20 protein-coding genes are annotated in these 15610 nt (G+C 73.6%); 12 read left to right on the top strand and 8 right to left on the bottom strand.

Features of this window, described 5'->3' with window-relative positions; translation table 11 throughout:
• Positions 1-14: 14 nt before the first annotated feature.
• On the bottom strand, positions 15-2249 hold the full coding sequence (locus Q6349_RS08890) for a RecQ family ATP-dependent DNA helicase (RefSeq protein ID WP_304603816.1): 2235 nt from the start codon (positions 2247-2249) through the stop codon (positions 15-17).
• 266 nt (positions 2250-2515) lie between these two features.
• Entirely contained in the window at positions 2516-2932 is a 417-nt protein-coding gene (locus tag Q6349_RS08895; protein WP_304603743.1) for a hypothetical protein, read from the bottom strand.
• 59 nt (positions 2933-2991) lie between these two features.
• Here Q6349_RS08895 and Q6349_RS08900 point away from each other — a divergent pair, with 59 nt between their 5' ends.
• Genes Q6349_RS08900 through Q6349_RS08930 form a run of 7 tightly spaced genes read left to right on the top strand, consistent with a single transcriptional unit; the run spans position 2992 to position 7982 of the window.
• Positions 2992-3438 (top strand): ubiquinol-cytochrome c reductase iron-sulfur subunit, encoded by a 447-nt coding sequence (locus Q6349_RS08900; RefSeq protein ID WP_171247720.1) that lies wholly within the window; start codon positions 2992-2994, stop codon positions 3436-3438.
• A 19-nt stretch (positions 3439-3457) separates the two neighbouring features.
• Entirely contained in the window at positions 3458-4591 is a 1134-nt protein-coding gene (locus Q6349_RS08905; RefSeq protein ID WP_304603744.1) for a histidinol-phosphate transaminase, read from the top strand.
• Positions 4588-5190: an imidazoleglycerol-phosphate dehydratase HisB gene (gene hisB / locus Q6349_RS08910; RefSeq protein WP_171247718.1), complete on the top strand. Its 603-nt coding sequence runs from the start codon at positions 4588-4590 to the stop codon at positions 5188-5190. Before Q6349_RS08905 ends, hisB begins: the two co-directional genes overlap by 4 nt.
• Complete coding sequence (locus Q6349_RS08915) at positions 5191-5736, top strand: hypothetical protein (RefSeq protein ID WP_171247717.1); 546 nt, start codon at positions 5191-5193, stop codon at positions 5734-5736.
• Positions 5736-6482, top strand: coding sequence for an imidazole glycerol phosphate synthase subunit HisH (gene hisH / locus Q6349_RS08920; protein ID WP_304603745.1), 747 nt, complete (start codon positions 5736-5738; stop codon positions 6480-6482). The genes Q6349_RS08915 and hisH overlap by 1 nt, the downstream gene beginning before the upstream one ends.
• Before the next feature lie 34 nt (positions 6483-6516).
• Positions 6517-7248 (top strand): bifunctional 1-(5-phosphoribosyl)-5-((5-phosphoribosylamino)methylideneamino)imidazole-4-carboxamide isomerase/phosphoribosylanthranilate isomerase PriA, encoded by a 732-nt coding sequence (priA, locus tag Q6349_RS08925; protein ID WP_304603746.1) that lies wholly within the window; start codon positions 6517-6519, stop codon positions 7246-7248.
• Positions 7245-7982 (top strand): SseB family protein, encoded by a 738-nt coding sequence (locus tag Q6349_RS08930; RefSeq protein ID WP_171247714.1) that lies wholly within the window; start codon positions 7245-7247, stop codon positions 7980-7982. The genes priA and Q6349_RS08930 overlap by 4 nt, the downstream gene beginning before the upstream one ends.
• A 5-nt stretch (positions 7983-7987) precedes the next feature.
• On the opposite strand, the gene Q6349_RS08935 is transcribed toward Q6349_RS08930, so the two are convergent.
• The 5 genes from Q6349_RS08935 to Q6349_RS08955 all read right to left on the bottom strand — a co-directional run bounded on the left by Q6349_RS08935 (position 7988) and on the right by Q6349_RS08955 (position 11657).
• The gene (locus Q6349_RS08935; protein ID WP_304603747.1) at positions 7988-8716 is read right to left on the bottom strand and encodes a S1C family serine protease; all 729 of its coding nucleotides are present in this window, start codon (positions 8714-8716) and stop codon (positions 7988-7990) included.
• Positions 8713-9303 carry a hypothetical protein gene (locus Q6349_RS08940; protein WP_304603748.1) on the bottom strand — a complete coding sequence of 197 codons (591 nt, stop codon included), beginning with the start codon at positions 9301-9303 and terminating at the stop codon, positions 8713-8715. The genes Q6349_RS08935 and Q6349_RS08940 overlap by 4 nt, the downstream gene beginning before the upstream one ends.
• Position 9304: 1 nt before the next feature.
• Entirely contained in the window at positions 9305-9661 is a 357-nt protein-coding gene (locus tag Q6349_RS08945; protein ID WP_171247712.1) for a DUF1844 domain-containing protein, read from the bottom strand.
• An 89-nt stretch (positions 9662-9750) separates the two neighbouring features.
• Complete coding sequence (locus Q6349_RS08950) at positions 9751-11196, bottom strand: catalase (protein WP_304603749.1); 1446 nt, start codon at positions 11194-11196, stop codon at positions 9751-9753.
• 29 nt (positions 11197-11225) lie between these two features.
• Positions 11226-11657: a Fur family transcriptional regulator gene (locus Q6349_RS08955; protein WP_304603750.1), complete on the bottom strand. Its 432-nt coding sequence runs from the start codon at positions 11655-11657 to the stop codon at positions 11226-11228.
• A gap of 406 nt (positions 11658-12063) precedes the next feature.
• Between Q6349_RS08955 and infC the strand changes: the two genes are divergently transcribed.
• The 4 genes from infC (at position 12064) to Q6349_RS08975 (ending at position 14388) form a co-directional block, all read left to right on the top strand.
• The gene (gene infC / locus Q6349_RS08960) at positions 12064-12747 is read left to right on the top strand and encodes a translation initiation factor IF-3 (RefSeq protein WP_369810846.1); all 684 of its coding nucleotides are present in this window, start codon (positions 12064-12066) and stop codon (positions 12745-12747) included.
• Between the two features lie 103 nt (positions 12748-12850).
• On the top strand, positions 12851-13045 hold the full coding sequence (rpmI, locus tag Q6349_RS08965; RefSeq protein WP_171247709.1) for a 50S ribosomal protein L35: 195 nt from the start codon (positions 12851-12853) through the stop codon (positions 13043-13045).
• Positions 13046-13105: 60 nt separating this feature from the next.
• Positions 13106-13489, top strand: coding sequence for a 50S ribosomal protein L20 (gene rplT / locus Q6349_RS08970; RefSeq protein WP_171247708.1), 384 nt, complete (start codon positions 13106-13108; stop codon positions 13487-13489).
• A gap of 44 nt (positions 13490-13533) precedes the next feature.
• Positions 13534-14388, top strand: a complete 855-nt coding sequence (locus Q6349_RS08975; RefSeq protein ID WP_304603751.1) for an RNA methyltransferase — start codon at positions 13534-13536, stop codon at positions 14386-14388.
• An 85-nt stretch (positions 14389-14473) separates the two neighbouring features.
• On the opposite strand, the gene Q6349_RS08980 is transcribed toward Q6349_RS08975, so the two are convergent.
• Positions 14474-14833 (bottom strand): hypothetical protein, encoded by a 360-nt coding sequence (locus Q6349_RS08980; protein ID WP_304603752.1) that lies wholly within the window; start codon positions 14831-14833, stop codon positions 14474-14476.
• Between the two features lie 134 nt (positions 14834-14967).
• Between Q6349_RS08980 and thpR the strand changes: the two genes are divergently transcribed.
• Positions 14968-15603: an RNA 2',3'-cyclic phosphodiesterase gene (thpR, locus tag Q6349_RS08985; protein ID WP_304603753.1), complete on the top strand. Its 636-nt coding sequence runs from the start codon at positions 14968-14970 to the stop codon at positions 15601-15603.
• Positions 15604-15610 lie beyond the last annotated feature (7 nt).

Raw genomic sequence — 15610 nt, forward strand, 5'->3', positions numbered from 1 at the left:
CCGGCCGGGAACCCTCAGCGCACGCCGAGCACGAACGGGTGCACGGCCGCTGCGCCCGCCTGACGCAGCAGCCGGGCCGCGACGGTGAGCGTCCACCCGGAGTCGGTCCAGTCGTCCACCAGGAGCACGCGGCGACCGGGCAGGCCGGACAACGCCGCCTCGTTGAGCTCCAGCCGCAGCCGTCGGGCCACGCCGGCGAGGCGCATCGCGGAGTTGACGTCGTGCCGTCCGGGCTCCTCGGCGCCCGGCGCCGGGCCGACGGCCCCGATCAGCGGCACGCCCAGATAGGCGGCCAGGCCGTGGGCCAGGTGGTACGTCAGCTGCGGCCGTGTGACGGAGCGCACGGCGACGACGCCCTCCACGACGACCGGGCGCTCCCCGCCCTCCTGGGCGGCGTCGCCGTGCAGGGCGTCCCAGTCGTCCAGCACGCGTGCCGCCGCGCCGCGCAGGGCGACCGGGGTCTCGCCGTCGGGCGTCGTGGGGGCGAACAGGTCGCGGACCGGGTTGGACCAGCCGAGACCGTCGAACCGTGCCACGGCCCGTCCGGGCTCGGCGCGCTCGCCGGGGTCGATCTTGCCCTTGAGGTCCAGCCCGAGGGTGGACAGCCCCGAGGGCCACATCTTGCGCGGCTCGACGCCGACGCCGGGTCGGTCCATCTCCGAGCGCGCCTCGGCGACGGTGTCGTCCGCGGGGGGCGGCGGCAGCGTCACGCCCCCGCAGCGGTCGCAGCGCCCGCAGTTCCACCCGTCGGGCAGCTGCGGGTCGTCCAGCTGCTCCCGCAGGAACCGCATGCGACAGCCCGGGGTCGCGATGAAGTCGAGCATCGCCTGCTGCTCACGGTGGCGGGTCTCCGCCACGCGGGCGTAGCGCTGCGCGTCGTAGACCCACTCGGCGCCGGTCGCGACCCAGCCGCCCTGCACGCGGCGCACGGCGCCGTCGACGTCGAGGACCTTGAGCATCGTCTCCAGGCGTGACCGCTTGAGGTCGACGTGCGTCTCCAGCGCGGCCGTCGAGAGCGGGGCCCCGGCGTCGGACAGTGCGGCGAGGGTGGCGCGGACCTGGTGCTCCGCCGGAAAGGCCTGCGACCCGAACCAGTCCCAGATGGCCTTGTCCTCGTGGCCGGGCAGCAGCACGACCACGGCGTCGTCGACGCCGCGGCCGGCGCGGCCGACCTGCTGGTAGTACGCGATCGGCGAGGACGGTGCGCCCACGTGCACGACGAAGGCCAGGTCGGGCTTGTCGAAGCCCATGCCGAGCGCCGAGGTCGCCACGAGCGCCTTGACCTCGTTGGTCTTGAGGTCCTCCTCGAGCTGGGCGCGCTGGGTCGGGTCGGTGCGTCCTGTGTAGGCCGCGACGGCGAGTCCGGCGGACCGGAGCTGGGCGGCGATCTCCTCCGCCGCCGAGACGGTCAGGCAGTACACGATCCCGGACCCGTCGATCTCCTGCAGCGCCTCGACGAGCCAGGCCACGCGGGTGGGCTGGTCGCCGAGCTCGAGCACCGCCAGGTGCAGTGACTCGCGGTCGAGCCCGCCGCGCAGCACCAGGACGTCGTCGCTGGTGGCGAGCGTGCCGTCGGCGCTCGCGACCCCCTCGCCGTGGACGGCCATCTGCTCGGCGACGTCCCGGGTGACCCGTTCGTTCGCGGTGGCCGTGGTCGCGAGCACCGGGATGCCCGGCGGCAGGTCGGCGAGCAGCGTGCGGATGCGCCGGTAGTCCGGACGGAAGTCGTGGCCCCAGTCGGAGATGCAGTGGGCCTCGTCCACGACGACCAGGCCGGCGTCCGCCGCGAGCCGCGGCAGCACCTCGTCGCGGAAGGCCGGGTTGTTCAGCCGCTCCGGCGAGCACAGCAGCACGTCCACCTCGCCGGCGGCGATCTGGGCGTGGATCGCGTCCCACTCGGTGACGTTCGAGGAGTTGATCGTCACGGCGTGGATGCCGGCCCGGTCGGCCGCCGCGATCTGGTCGCGCATGAGCGCCAGCAGCGGGGAGACGATGACCGTCGGCCCGGCGCCGCGTGCCCGCAGCAGCTGCGTGGCGACGAAGTACACGGCGGACTTGCCCCAGCCGGTGCGCTGCACCACCAGCGCCCGGCGATGGAACGCGACGAGGGCCTCGATCGCGGTCCACTGGTCCTCGCGCAGCACGGCGTCGTCGCGGCCGACCAGGGCCCGCAGCGCGGCGGCGGCCTCGTCGCGCAGGGTGCTCGAGCCGTCGGCGCCGCCGGCGGTGTCCATCAGGCCGCGCAGCATCGCCAGCTTGGCCCGCCGCGTCGCCTCGGCGCGGTCAGCGCCCGCGGACGACCCAGGGGCCGCACCGGGTGCGGGAGCGGCCGCGGGACGGGCCAGGTGGGCGTCCGCCGGCGGCCCGCTCTCGTCGTCCGGCGGCGGGGCGTCGTCGTCCGGCGGCACGTCGGCGTCCGTCCAGACGGGCTCGAGGTCGGCGTACGGGTCGTCGGCGGAGGTCACCCTGCGATCGTAGGGGGCGACGGCGACAGCACGGGTGCCGGTCCACAGCCTCAGCGGCGCTGCTCGCGCAGCAGCGCGACCGTGGAGGCGACCACGGCGAGGACCTCGGCGACCGCGGCGATGGTCTCGTCCCGGCCGAACATCAGCGGTCCGGACACGTCGAAGAACCCGACCGTGCCGGAGGCCACGAACGCCAGCAGGGTGGTCGCGCCGAACACGATGCCGCCGACCAGCGGGAGCCAGTGCCGCCAGACGACGAGCAGCACCGCCAGCACGGCCCCGCCGGCGGCGTTGAGGAGGAACAGCGGCCCGACCACGTCCAGGTCCTGGTACCCCTGGTTCCACAGCAGGAGGTGCACGACCGCCGAGGCGGCCACGCCGACGGCGGCCGCCGAGCGCCAGAACCAGGCGACGTGCGTGCCGGACACGCCGTGCTTCGCTGGCACCGGCCCGCTGGGTGCGTCCATGATGGTCATGCTGCCACCGGAACGTGAGATCCGTCACCCCTGACACCCGAGGAGTCGCCATGACGCCGTCCACCCCGCCCTGCTGCTCGCGCCGCCAGCTCCTGCGCGGTGCCGGTGCCGCCGCCGGCGTCGCGGTCGCCGGCGGGGTGCTCGTGGCCTGCAGCGAGGGCACCGACCCCGGCGCGTCCGCGGACGACGCCGCCTCGTCCGGCGCGGGCGAGGCGGTCGTCGCGCTCGCCGACGTCCCGGTGGGCGGCGCCGTGAGCGCCGAGGTCGGGGGAGTGCCGGTCCTGGTGACCCAGCCCGCGGAGGGCGAGGTGCACGTCTTCAGCGCGGTGTGCACGCACCAGGGGTGCACCGTCACCCCGGGCGACGGTGTGCTCGAGTGCCCCTGCCACCGGTCCGTCTTCGCCCTCGACGACGCCGCGGTGCAGTCCGGCCCGGCTCCCGAGCCGCTGGCCGAGATCGCGGTCGAGGTGTCCGGGGGCGACGTCGTGGTCGTCTGACAGTTCGTAGACTGGGGCGGTGACCACCCCCGACGCGCCGGCCCTGCCGCTGCGCCCCGAGCTCGCCGACCAGGTGCCGTACGGCGCCCCGCAGCTCGACGTCCCCGTGCTGCTGAACGTCAACGAGAACCCGTACCCGCCCTCCGAGGAGGTCGTGGCCGGCATCGCCGCCGGCGTCGCCGACGCCGCGCGCTCGCTGAACCGCTACCCCGACCGCGACTTCCCGGCGCTGCGCCAGGACCTGGCGGACTACCTCGCCGTGGAGTCCGGCGTCCGGGTCGCACCCGAGCAGGTGTGGGCGGCCAACGGGTCGAACGAGGTCATGCTGCACCTGCTGCAGGCGTTCGGCGGCCCGGGTCGCACGGCGCTGTCCTTCGCCCCGACCTACTCCATGTACCCGGAGTACGCGCGGGACACGCACACCCGGTGGGTGACCGGTCGCCGGGCCGAGGACTTCACGATCGACGCGACCACGGCCGTGGCCACGATCGAGGCCGAGCAGCCCTCCGTGATCCTGCTGGCGAGCCCCAACAACCCGACCGGGACCGCGCTGCCGCGCGCCACCCTCGAGGTGGTCCTGGAGGCCGCGGCACGGATCCCCGCCGTGGTCGTCGTCGACGAGGCCTACGCCGAGTTCCGACGTGCCGGGACGCCGTCCGCGCTGGAGCTGGTGGACACCTACCCGCACCTGGCGGTGACGCGCACCATGTCCAAGGCCTTCGCGGCGGCCGGTCTGCGCCTCGGCTACCTCGCCGCGTCGGCACCGCTCGTCGACGCCCTGCGGGTGGTCCGTCTGCCGTACCACCTGTCGGCCGTGACCCAGGCCGCCGCCCGGGCCGCGCTGTCCTACCGCGACCTCCTGCTGGCTCAGGTGGCGGACCTGCGTGCGCAGCGGGACGCGCTCGTGGCATGGTTGCGTCGGCAGCACAGCGCCGGTCGTCCGGTGCAGGTGGCCGAGAGCGACGCCAACTTCGTGCTCTTCGGGACCTTCGCCGACCGGCACGCGGTCTGGCAGGGGCTGCTGGACCGCGGTGTGCTGATCCGCGAGACCGGGCCGGACGGCTGGCTGCGGGTCTCGGTCGGCACCCGGGAGGAGACCCAGGCGTTCCAGGACGCGCTGACCGACGTGATCGCCGAACAGGAGCAGGGATGACAGGCCGCACCGCGCGCATCGAGCGCGCCACGAGCGAGTCGACCGTCGTCGTCGAGCTGGACCTCGACGGGGCCGGGCGCACCGACATCTCCACGACGGTGCCGTTCTACGACCACATGCTCACCGCGCTGGGCAAGCACTCGCTGATCGACCTGACGGTGCGCGCCACCGGCGACACCGACATCGACGCGCACCACACCGTGGAGGACACCGCGATCGTCCTCGGCGAGGCGCTCAAGCAGGCCCTCGGCGACAAGAAGGGCATCGCGCGCTTCGGCGACGCCCTCGTCCCCCTCGACGAGGCCCTCGCCCAGGCCGTGGTGGACGTCTCCGGCCGTCCGTACCTCGTGCACTCCGGGGAGCCGGCCGGGCAGGAGTACCACCTGATCGGCGGGCACTTCACGGGATCCCTGACCCGGCACGTGCTCGAGTCGATCGCCCACCACGCGGACATCTGCCTCCACGTGCGTGTCCTGGCCGGTCGGGACCCGCACCACATCGTCGAGGCCCAGTTCAAGGCCCTGGCCCGTGCGCTGCGGGCCGCCGTCGCGCTCGACCCACGGGTCGAGGGCATCCCGTCGACCAAGGGAGCGCTGTAGGTGCCCAACTTCCCCGAATCCGACCGGCCCGGCCCGTCCGGGTCGTCCGAGCCCGAGCTGCCGGAGGGCCTGGAGATCCCGGACGACCTGTCGGCTCTGACCGGTTCCGACGAGCCCGAGATCGCGGTGCTCATCACCCAGGTCGCCGACGCCGAGGCGCTCGCGGCGGCCTGTGTGCTGGCCCAGATCGAGGTCGACGCCGTGCCGACGCCGGTCGGCGCGCTGGCGGTCCTGCGCGACCGCTCCGGCGAGGCCCCGCGCGCCGCGGCGGCCCGCATCTCGCAGGTCGTCAAGGGGGTGCCCCTCGTGCTGGTGACGCGGGACGGCGAGCAGCTCACCTGCCGCCGCTACACCGACGGCGCCGACGACGGCGAGCTGCCGCCCGGGCTGGTTCTCGGCGGCGCGCCCGAGGCGCTGGAGGACCTGCTCACCGGCCACCTCTCGCTCGACGAGCTGCCCGGCGTGGTGTCCTCGGACGGGATCGGCCGGCTCAAGGCCGTCCGGATGCTCTCGGCCGTGTCCCGCAAGGCCCGGAAGAAGAAGTGATGGGCGCCTCCGAGACCCCCGAGCTGCTGCCCGAGGGAGGTGCCTCCGCCGAGCTCAACGCACGGCCCGCCCCCGCCGCCCGGTCGTCGCACCGTCCGGGCGTCGTGGTCCTCGACTACGGGTTCGGCAACGTGCGCTCCGCGGTCCGTGCCCTCGAGCGTGTCGGCGCGGAGGTCGAGCTGACCGCCGACCGGCACGTGGCCGGGGAGGCCGACGGGCTGGTGGTCCCGGGCGTGGGCGCCTTCGCGGCGTGCATGGCGGGCCTGCGCGAGGTGCGCGGCGACCAGGTCGTCGACCGACGCCTCGCCGGCGGGCGCCCCGTGCTGGGCATCTGCGTGGGCATGCAGGTCATGTTCGACGCGGGTGTCGAGCACGGTGTGCGCACGGAGGGCCTGGGGGAGTGGCGTGGCGTCGTCGAGCGTCTGGACGCGCCGGTCGTGCCCCACATGGGGTGGTCCCGCGTGGAGGCCGCGAACGGCTCGACGCTGTTCCGCGGCGTCGAGGACGAACGCTTCTACTTCGTCCACTCCTACGCGGCGCAGTCGTTCACCCAGGGTCACGACGACGACGCCGACCCGCGCTTCACCCCGCCGCTCGTCACGTGGTCGTCGCACGGACCGGCGGACTCGCCGGCGCGGTTCGTCGCGGCCGTCGAGGACGGCCCGCTGTCCGCCACGCAGTTCCACCCCGAGAAGTCCGGCGACGCCGGCGCCACCCTGCTCGAGAACTGGGTGCGCTCGCTCTGACCGTCCTCTCCCACCACGACTGGAGAACTCCCGCATGACCGAACGACTGGTGCTGCTGCCCGCCGTCGACGTCGCGGACGGCCAGGCCGTCCGTCTCGTCCAGGGCGAGGCCGGCTCGGAGACCTCGTACGGCGACCCGCTGTCCGCCGCCCTCGACTGGCAGGAGGGCGGTGCCGAGTGGATCCACCTGGTCGACCTCGACGCCGCCTTCGGCCGCGGCTCGAACGCCGACCTGCTGGCCCGCGTGGTCCAGGAGGTCGACGTGCAGGTCGAGCTGTCCGGCGGCATCCGCGACGACGCCTCCCTCGAACGCGCCCTGGCCACCGGCGCCCGGCGCGTCAACATCGGCACCGCCGCGCTGGAGGACCCGGCCTGGACCGCCCGCGTCATCGCCGAGCACGGCGACGCCGTGGCCGTCGGCCTGGACGTGCGGGGCACGACCCTGGCGGCCCGCGGCTGGACCCGTGACGGCGGTGACCTGTGGGAGGTGCTCGAGCGGCTCGACGCGGCCGGCTGCGCCCGCTACGTCGTCACCGACGTCACCAAGGACGGGACGCTGCGCGGCCCCAACGTGGACCTGCTGCGGGAGGTCGCCGCGCGCACCCCGGCCAAGGTCGTCGCCTCGGGCGGGATCTCCTCCCTGGACGACCTCGCCGCGCTGCGGACCCTCACCGGTGACGGTGTCGAGGGTGCGGTCGTCGGCAAGGCGCTGTACGCGGGGGCGTTCACGCTGCCCGAGGCGCTCGACGTGGCGGGCCGGCCATGAGGTCGATCCAGCCCACGAGCCAGTTCGCCGGCGACGACGGGTCCGCGGACGCCGAGCTGGTGCGTCGCCTCGAGGGGTGGCGCGCCGGGACGACGCCGCTGCGCGACGTCGTCGCCCGGCTCGCCGAGACGCGTGTGCTCGTCCCGGTCCTCGCGGAGGTCGAGTCGCAGGGCACCGTCGAGCACGACGGCGCCGAGCTCGCGGTCGACAAGGAGGCCTCGGCGGGCGTCGTCGCCCTCGAGTCGCCCGACGGTCGCCGCGCCCTGCCGATCTTCTCCTCCGTGGCGGCCATGCAGGCCTGGCGGGCCGATGCGCGGCCGGTGCCCGCCGAGGCGGCCCGCGCCGCCCTGTCGGCCGTGGACGAGAAGTGGTCGCTGCTGGTCCTGGACCCTGCCGGACCGGTCACCGCCCTGGTGCCCCGGCCCGCCGTCTGGGCGCTCGCCCAGGGTGTGGAGTGGCGCCCGGCGCTGGTCCCCACGGACGACGGTCTGGAGGTCGACGCCGAGGTGGCCCGGGCCATCGCGGACGCCGCCGCCCCCGTGCAGCACGTCGTGCGCGCGACGGCGCTGCCCGGCCGGTCGGCGGAGGTGGCGGTGCGCCTGGAGCTGAACCCCGGGCTCGACCGCGCGGGCCTCGACGCGGTGCTCGGCCAGGTCAACGCGCGGCTCGCCGCCGCCACGGTGGTGGCCGAGCGCGTGGACTCCCTCGAGCTGCGCATCGCCGCCGCTCGCTGAGGCCGTCAGCAGGCCGGCAGCGGCGTGAACGCGCTGGTGTCCTCCAGCAGCTCGCGCAGCGTCGACTGCGGGACGACCAGGGAGCGTCCGTCGGTCGTCTTGGCGTAGACCACGCCGATGACGCGCCCGGCCTCGTCCAGGGCGGCGGACCCGGAGGAGCCAGGTTCCACGGGAGCGTCCGTCACGAGCACCTCGCCGAGGTTCTCGTTGAGCGGGTCGGTCGTGGTGCCGATGACCTCGCCCGCGGTGACGGTCAGCGCGCCACCGGACGGGTACCCGACCACGCTGACCGACGCCCCGGGCTCCGGGTCGGCCTCGGCCAGCTCGGGGGCGGACGGCAGCTCGTCCTCGGTGCGCACGACCGCGAGGTCGGCGAGGGCGGCCGTGCTCGCCGCCGACACGTCGATGTCGCGTCCGTCGTAGGTGTTGACCTGCAGCGACTCCGAGTCCGCCACGACGTGACGGTTGGTGATCAGCGTGGTGGCGTCCAGCGCGAACCCGGAACCGGTCGACAGTCCCTGGCAGCCGACGTTGCGGATCCGCACGGCCATCCGCTGGACCGCGTCGAAGCCGTCGGGGGAGAGGCGGGCCGACTCCTCGGGGTCCAGCGACGGGACCGCCACGGTCGGGACCAGGTCGGCCGGGACCGGCGGCGGCATGTCGGGCAGCGTGCCGCAGGACGCCGCGAGCGCCACCGCCGCCGCCACGACGCCCGTGCGCAGCGGTGCCCTCACCGCGAGAGCTCCTGCTGCAGCTGGTCGTTGGCCTCGGTGGCCTCGTCGCACAGCGCCTGGACGTCCTCGCCGAACCGCTCGAGGTCGGCCGGGTCGTAGGCCTCCCGGTTCTCCAGGTACCCGATCAGCTGGAACTGCGCCTGGGTGCACTGCCCGAGCGCGGTGGCCACGACGCCCGCCGCCTCGCTGACGCGGCGCTGGTAGTCCAGGTACTGCTGGCTGGCGACGTTCTCGTCGCCGAGCTGGGCCTTCTCGTCGGCGAGCGCGGTGATCCGCTCCGTGGCGGTGTCGAGCTGCTCGCGTGCGGCGACGAGCTCGGCGGTGACCCCGTCCAGCTCCACCTGCAGCGCCGCGACCTCCTCCGCGTACCGCTGCGCCTCGCCCTCCCACTCGGCCGCGTGGTCCTCCCACGCGTCCGTGGTCTGCCACAGGTACCCGGCGGTGGCGACGGCCACGACGAGGGCCACGGCGAGCACGATCGTGGCGACCCGCCAGCCCCGTCCTCTCCGGGGCGTCCCGCGCCCGGGCGCGGGTTCGGTGCGGTGCACCGGCCCCGCGGCCTCCCAGGACGGCGTCGGCGACGTCATGTCAGACGACGGAACCTGTGTAGGACTCCCCGGGACCCTCGCCGGGGGCGTCCGGGACGACGGACGCCTCGCGGAACGCCAGCTGCAGGGACCGCAGCCCGTCCCGCAGAGACCGTGCGTGCTGGTTGCCGATGTCCGGCGCGCTGGCGGTGACGAGCGCGGCCAGCGCCGTGATGAGCTTGCGGGCCTCGTCGAGGTCGAGGTGCTCGGAGGCGTCGTCCTCGGCGGCGAGGCCGCACTTGACCGCGGCGGCGCTCATCAGGTGGACCGCTGAGGTGGTGATGACCTCGACGGCGGCCACGTCGGCGATGTCGCGCGTGGCCCCGGTCGCGTCGAGGGGGTCGGTGCTGGCGTTCATGGGGTACATCTTGGCACCTTCCGGCGCCCGCACGACCGAGGCCGGACCCGCGTCGGCGGGTCCGGCCTCGGGACGTCAGGTCACACCGGTCAGGCGGCGACCTCGGAGCGCAGCTTGGCGCCGAGCTCGGCGTCCACGTTCGTCCAGTACTGGAAGAAGCGCTCGCGGATCTCGTCGACCGTGATCGCCTTGCCCTGGCCCGTCAGGGTCTCCAGGAAGCGCGCCTTGGCGGCGTCGTCGAAGACCTCCCGGTAGAGGGTGCCGGCCTGCCCGAAGTCGTCGTCCTCGGCGTGCAGGGTGTAGGCGGAGCGCATCAGCTCGCCGTCGGTCTCCCAGCTGCCCTCGGCGGTGCGCGTCGGGTCCGCGGCCGGGCCGCCGAAGGAGTTCGGCGTGTAGACCGGGTGCTCCGGGCCGTTGAAGTGGTACTGCATCGGGCCCTGGTGCATGTAGGTGTGCACCTCGGAGGCGTGCGGCTGGTTCACCGGGAGCTGGTTGAAGTTGGCGCCGATGCGGTGGCGGTGCGCGTCGTTGTAGGAGAACACGCGGGCCATGAGCATCTTGTCGGGGGAGATGTCCGTCCCCGGCACCTGGTTGCCCGGCGAGAACGCGGCCTGCTCGATCTCCGCGAAGAAGTTGCGCGGGTTGCGGTTCAGGGTGAAGGTCCCGACCTTGATCAGCGGGTAGTCGGCGTGCGGCCAGACCTTCGTCATGTCGAACGGGTTGAACCGGTAGGTCTTGGCGTCCTCGTACGGCATGACCTGGACCTTGACGTCCCAGGAGGGGTGCTCGCCGCGCTCGATCGCCTCGTACAGGTCGCGGCGGTAGTAGTCCGCGTCCTCGCCGGCGATGCGCTCGGCGTCCTCGTTGCTCAGGTGCTCGACGCCCTGGTGCGAGATGAAGTGGTACTGCACCCAGAACCGCTCGCCCTCGGCGTTGATCCACTGGTAGGTGTGCGAGCCGTAGCCGTTGAGGTGGCGCCACGACCGCGACAGCCCGCGGTCGCCCATGAGGTAGGTCACCTGGTGGGCGGACTCGGGCGACAGCGTCCAGAAGTCCCACTGCATGTCGGCGTCGCGCAGGCCGGAGGCGCCGAGGCGCTTCTGGGAGTGGATGAAGTCCGGGAACTTCATCGCGTCGCGCAGGAAGAACACGGGGGTGTTGTTGCCGACGACGTCGAGGTTGCCCTCGGTGGTGTAGAAGCGCAGCGCGAAACCGCGCACGTCGCGCCAGGTGTCGGGGGAACCCTGCTCGCCCGCCACGGAGGAGAACCGCAGCAGGGTCTCGGACGTGGCACCGGGCTGGAACACGGCGGCCGCGGTGTACCGCGAGACGTCCTCGGTGACCTCGAACTCACCGAACGCGCCACCGCCCTTGGCGTGCGGGTTGCGCTCGGGGACGCGCTCGCGGTTGAACGAGGCGAGCTTCTCGACCAGGTACCGGTCGTGCAGCACGGTCGGGCCGTCGGCACCGACCGTGAGGGAGTACTGGTCGCTCGCGACCGGGCTGCCGGTCTGCGTCGTCGTGGGGGTCGTCATGGAGTGACGTCCTTTCTCAGGGGGTTGTGTCAGCCGCGGCACGGGGGGCACAGCCCCCAGAAGGTCACCTCGGCGAGGTCGACCGTGAAGCCGTGGTCGTCGCTCGGCAGGAGGCAGGGCGCGTGCCCCACCGTGCAGTCGACGTCCGCGACCGCTCCGCACGCGCGGCAGACGATGTGGTGGTGGTTGTCGCCGACCCGGCGCTCGTAGCGGGCGGGGTGGCCGGCGGGTTCCATCCTGCGGAGCAGGTCGGCGTCGGCCAGGGCGTGCAGCGAGTCGTACACCGCCTGGACCGAGACCGTGCCCAGCTCGGCCCGCACGGCCCGCACCACGGTGTCGGCCGTCGAGTGCTGGTGCTCACCGAGCGCACGCAGGACGGCGAGCCGTACTCCCGTCACGCGCAGACCGGCGTCGCGCAGCAGCTGGCGCTCCGCCGGGTCGTCGATCGGTGTCCTGGTCATGCCGTCACCCTAGATCGTTCCCTGGAATCGTTCCAGTCTTGGGGTCGTGTCGTGGTGACGGAGGCGACACGGGTTCCCGTGGCCGCCCTACGGCGCCTCCGTGCTACAGTGTGTGGTCGACCGACCCGGCTGCCCAGTGGCCGGGTGCAGCAAGTGGAGATCATCCCACCCGCGCACCGACAGGCAGATGCCGACAGGGGCCGGGTCCGGTCGGACGACTCGCGTCGTCCCACCAGGTCGTCCGTCGGTGCGGGGCACCGGAGGACGACGGTATCGATGGCCTCCGCCTGCTGACTCAGGACGGGGGCCTTTCTCGTTCCTGACGGTCGTCACATCGAGCACTAGGAGCATCACCATCAGCGAGCCTCGCATCAACGACCGGATCCGCGTCCCCGAGGTCCGGCTCATCGGCCCGGGCGGGGAACAGGTCGGCGTGGTCGCCACGGGAGTCGCCCTGAAGCTTGCCCAGGACGCTGACCTCGACCTCGTCGAGGTCGCCCCGGCAGCCCGTCCGCCCGTCGCCAAGCTCATGGACTACGGCAAGTACAAGTACGAGTCGGACATGAAGGCGCGTGAGGCGCGGCGCAAGCAGGCGAACACCCTCCTGAAGGAGATCCGGTTCCGTCTCAAGATCGACCCGCACGACTACGCCACCAAGAAGGGCCACGTCGAGCGGTTCCTCGCGGCCGGCGACAAGGTCAAGGTCATGATCATGTTCCGTGGTCGTGAGCAGTCCCGCCCCGAGGCCGGTGTGCGTCTGCTCGAGCGGCTCGCGGACGACGTGGCGGACCTCGGCTTCGTCGAGTCCATGCCGAAGCAGGACGGCCGCAACATGACCATGGTCCTCGGGCCGGTGAAGAAGAAGTCCGAGGCCAAGAGCGAGCAGCGCAAGCGGTCCGCCGAGGTCAACGCCCAGCGCAAGACCAAGTCCGAGGTCAAGGCCGAGGCGCGCCGCGCCGCGGACGACCAGGTCGAGCCGGAGCCGGCCGAGGAGCCGGTGGAGGCGCCGGTCGAGGAGCAGGCAGCGCCCGAGCCCAGCGCCGCGGCGGGGCCGAAGCCGGGGCCGAAGCCCGGTCCTCGGGAGCGCTGAGCACCGCACGAACCATCTGACACCGGGTCGGCCCCCACCGGCCACGGTCAGCACCACGTCCCCGCCCCCGGGCGGGTGACCGACACGAGGAGAGACGGCAGTCATGCCGAAGAACAAGACGCACTCCGGTGCCAAGAAGCGCTTCCGGACGACCGGCAAGGGCAAGCTCATGCGTGAGCAGACGAACGCCCGGCACTACCTCGAGCACAAGTCGAGCCGCCGTACGCGTCGGCTCGCCGTGGACCAGGACGTCGCCCCGGCCGACGTCAAGCGAATCAAGAAGATGCTCGGTAAGTGATCTCTCCGGCGGCTCGCGCCGCCGGGAGCACTTGTCGACCCGAACTGCAAGGAGCATCACGTGGCACGCGTGAAGCGGGCGGTCAACGCCCACAAGAAGCGTCGTACGACCCTCGAGCGCGCCAGCGGTTACCGCGGCCAGCGTTCCCGTCTGTACCGCAAGGCCAAGGAGCAGGTCACCCACTCCTTCGTCTACTCGTACCGTGACCGGAAGGCCAAGAAGGGCGACTTCCGCAAGCTGTGGATCCAGCGCATCAACGCTGCGGCCCGCCAGCAGGGTCTGACCTACAACCGTTTCGTCCAGGGCCTCAAGGCCGCGGGCGTCGAGGTCGACCGTCGCATGCTCGCCGAGCTCGCGGTCAACGACACCGCCGCGTTCAACGCGCTGGTCAAGGTCGCCAAGGACGCCCTGCCCCAGGACGTCAACGCGCCGAAGGCCGCCTGAGCTCCGGCTCGGTCTTCCAGGACGCCCGGACAGCCCTCCTGCCGATGCCCCGCATCCCGGACGTGACCCTCGCCAACCCGCGAGCAGGTCGCGTCAAGCAGGTCAGGGCGCTGTCCGGGCGTTCTGCACGTGCGAAGCACGGACAGTTCCTCGTGGAGGGACCCCAGGGCGTCCGCGAGGCCGTGCGGCACGCGTCCGCCCGGGTGCGCGACGTCTACCTCACGGCCTCCGCGGCGCGACGGCACCCCGAGATCCTGGACACGGCGCTGGACGCCGGGCTGTACGTGCACCTGGGTACGCCCGAGGTGCTGGACGCCATGAGCCCCGACGCGCAGGGCGTCCTCGCCGTCGTGCGCACCGACGAGCCCGAGCTGGGCGAGGCCCTGGAGCGGCGCAGGTCGCCGGACCGTCCGCTGCTCGTGGCCGTGCTGGCCTCCGTCCGCGACCCCGGCAACGCCGGCGCCGTGATCCGTGCCGCCGACGCGGCGGGGGCGGACCTGGTGGTGCTGGCCGGTGAGAGCGTCGACGTCCACAACCCGAAGGTCGTCCGCTCGACGGCGGGCTCGCTCTTCCACCTCCCGGTCGTGACGGGGGTGCCGCTGTCCGACGTGGTCGAGGGCGTCCGGGCCGCCGGGTGCGCCGTGCTGGCCGCCGACGGCACCGGCGACCACGACCTGGACGATCTGCTCGACGTCGCCGGCGCGAGCCCCGAGGGTGTGCCCGACCTGGCCGCCTCCGCCGCCTGGGTGTTCGGCAACGAGGCCTGGGGCCTGCCGAGCGAGGACCGGGCGCTGGCCGACGCCGTCGTCCGTGTCCCGATCCGTGGCCGAGCCGAGTCGCTGAACCTCGCCACGGCCGCCACGGTCTGCCTCTACGCCTCCGGACGCGCGCAGCGCTGAGACCTTGGCGCACCCGTCCGGACATGACCGAAGGCCCCGCGTGGGACGAACACGCGGGGCCCTCGGCCGGTCGATGGGCCCGAGATCAGGCCGGGCAGGCGGCGTCGATGGCGCCGTCGACGTCCGCGCCGGGCAGCAGCACGTCCGCGTAGGCCTTCAGCACCACGTTCGCGGTACCGGGGTCGGTGCGGTGGATCTTCAGCACCGTGCTGAAGGGCAGGTAGTCGCCGCTCCCGATCGGCCACTCGAGCCCGTTCGCGGCCACGCTGCTCAGGACGCCGGTGTCCTGGAGCACGCCGATACCGAACTGCTGGCACTCGATGCCGGTGGGCTTGCCGCCCTCACCCGCACCTACCGGGGCGTGGGCGGAGGCCGAGCCGGCGGCTCCCACCGTGGCCAGGGCGGCGAGGGCCGCGGACACGCCGGCGATCGCGATGCGCTTCATGGGTCTTTCCTCTCCTTCGGGGCCATGACACCCGTGTGTTCGTCGGGGACCCCTCGGTCGGATGCAGACGGATCGAAGTTTTTTCGACGGATCACGCAGACCCCCCCGCCGACGCCCGGCCGTACGATCGGCGCGTGCGACTCTTCACGGCCGTCTACCCGCCCCGCGAGGCGCTCGAGCACCTCGACCTGGCGCTCGGCGGGGTCGGCGGCGGGTCGCCCACGGCGCCGGCCGGCGGCCCGCGGTGGGTGCCCCGGGAGCAGCGGCACGTGACGCTCGCCTTCCACGGAGGGGTCCCCGACGGGGCGGTCGAGGACTACGTCGCCGAGCTGGCCGCCGTGCTGGAGGGGACGGCGGCCTTCGAGCTCGTGCTGGTGGGCAGCGGGACGTTCGGCGGCCGCACGCTCTGGGTCGGTGTCGGCGGTGACGTGGACCGGCTGCGGTCGTTGTCGCGCGACGTCTCCGCCGCGGCCGCCGAGGCCGGGATCCACGGGGCGGACCGCGCCGGCGGGAGACCGCACCTGACGGTGGCCCGGTCCTCCGGCGCGCGGGTGGGCGGCGACCGGTCCGGCGGGCGCCGCGGCCGGCGTGGTGCGGAGTCGGCCGAGCCGGTCACGCCCTTCTCCCGGTGGGCCCACGCCCTGGCGGTCTACCGCGGACCCTCCTGGCCGGTCCGGACGGTGCACGTGGTGGCCTCGCGGCTCGGCGCCGGCCGGTCCGGCGGTCCGGCCCACGACGACGTCGCGGTGCTGCCGCTCGCGGGACCATAGACTGTGC

The organism is Isoptericola sp. 178, assembly GCF_030586525.1.
Lineage (GTDB): Bacteria > Actinomycetota > Actinomycetes > Actinomycetales > Cellulomonadaceae > Isoptericola > Isoptericola sediminis.

Excerpts from the sequence above, each read along its gene's own strand:
- Q6349_RS08890 (WP_304603816.1), bottom strand. The coding sequence starts at position 2,249 with ATGCTGCGCGGCCTGATGGACACCGCCGGCGGCGCCGACGGCTCGAGC.
- Q6349_RS08895 (WP_304603743.1), bottom strand. The coding sequence starts at position 2,932 with ATGGACGCACCCAGCGGGCCGGTGCCAGCGAAGCACGGCGTGTCCGGC.
- Q6349_RS08900 (WP_171247720.1), top strand. The coding sequence starts at position 2,992 with ATGACGCCGTCCACCCCGCCCTGCTGCTCGCGCCGCCAGCTCCTGCGC.
- hisB (WP_171247718.1), top strand. The coding sequence starts at position 4,588 with ATGACAGGCCGCACCGCGCGCATCGAGCGCGCCACGAGCGAGTCGACC.
- hisH (WP_304603745.1), top strand. The coding sequence starts at position 5,736 with ATGGGCGCCTCCGAGACCCCCGAGCTGCTGCCCGAGGGAGGTGCCTCC.
- priA (WP_304603746.1), top strand. The coding sequence starts at position 6,517 with ATGACCGAACGACTGGTGCTGCTGCCCGCCGTCGACGTCGCGGACGGC.
- Q6349_RS08930 (WP_171247714.1), top strand. The coding sequence starts at position 7,245 with ATGAGGTCGATCCAGCCCACGAGCCAGTTCGCCGGCGACGACGGGTCC.
- Q6349_RS08940 (WP_304603748.1), bottom strand. The coding sequence starts at position 9,303 with ATGACGTCGCCGACGCCGTCCTGGGAGGCCGCGGGGCCGGTGCACCGC.
- Q6349_RS08945 (WP_171247712.1), bottom strand. The coding sequence starts at position 9,661 with ATGAACGCCAGCACCGACCCCCTCGACGCGACCGGGGCCACGCGCGAC.
- Q6349_RS08950 (WP_304603749.1), bottom strand. The coding sequence starts at position 11,196 with ATGACGACCCCCACGACGACGCAGACCGGCAGCCCGGTCGCGAGCGAC.
- Q6349_RS08955 (WP_304603750.1), bottom strand. The coding sequence starts at position 11,657 with ATGACCAGGACACCGATCGACGACCCGGCGGAGCGCCAGCTGCTGCGC.
- rpmI (WP_171247709.1), top strand. The coding sequence starts at position 12,851 with ATGCCGAAGAACAAGACGCACTCCGGTGCCAAGAAGCGCTTCCGGACG.
- Q6349_RS08975 (WP_304603751.1), top strand. The coding sequence starts at position 13,534 with ATGCCCCGCATCCCGGACGTGACCCTCGCCAACCCGCGAGCAGGTCGC.
- Q6349_RS08980 (WP_304603752.1), bottom strand. The coding sequence starts at position 14,833 with ATGAAGCGCATCGCGATCGCCGGCGTGTCCGCGGCCCTCGCCGCCCTG.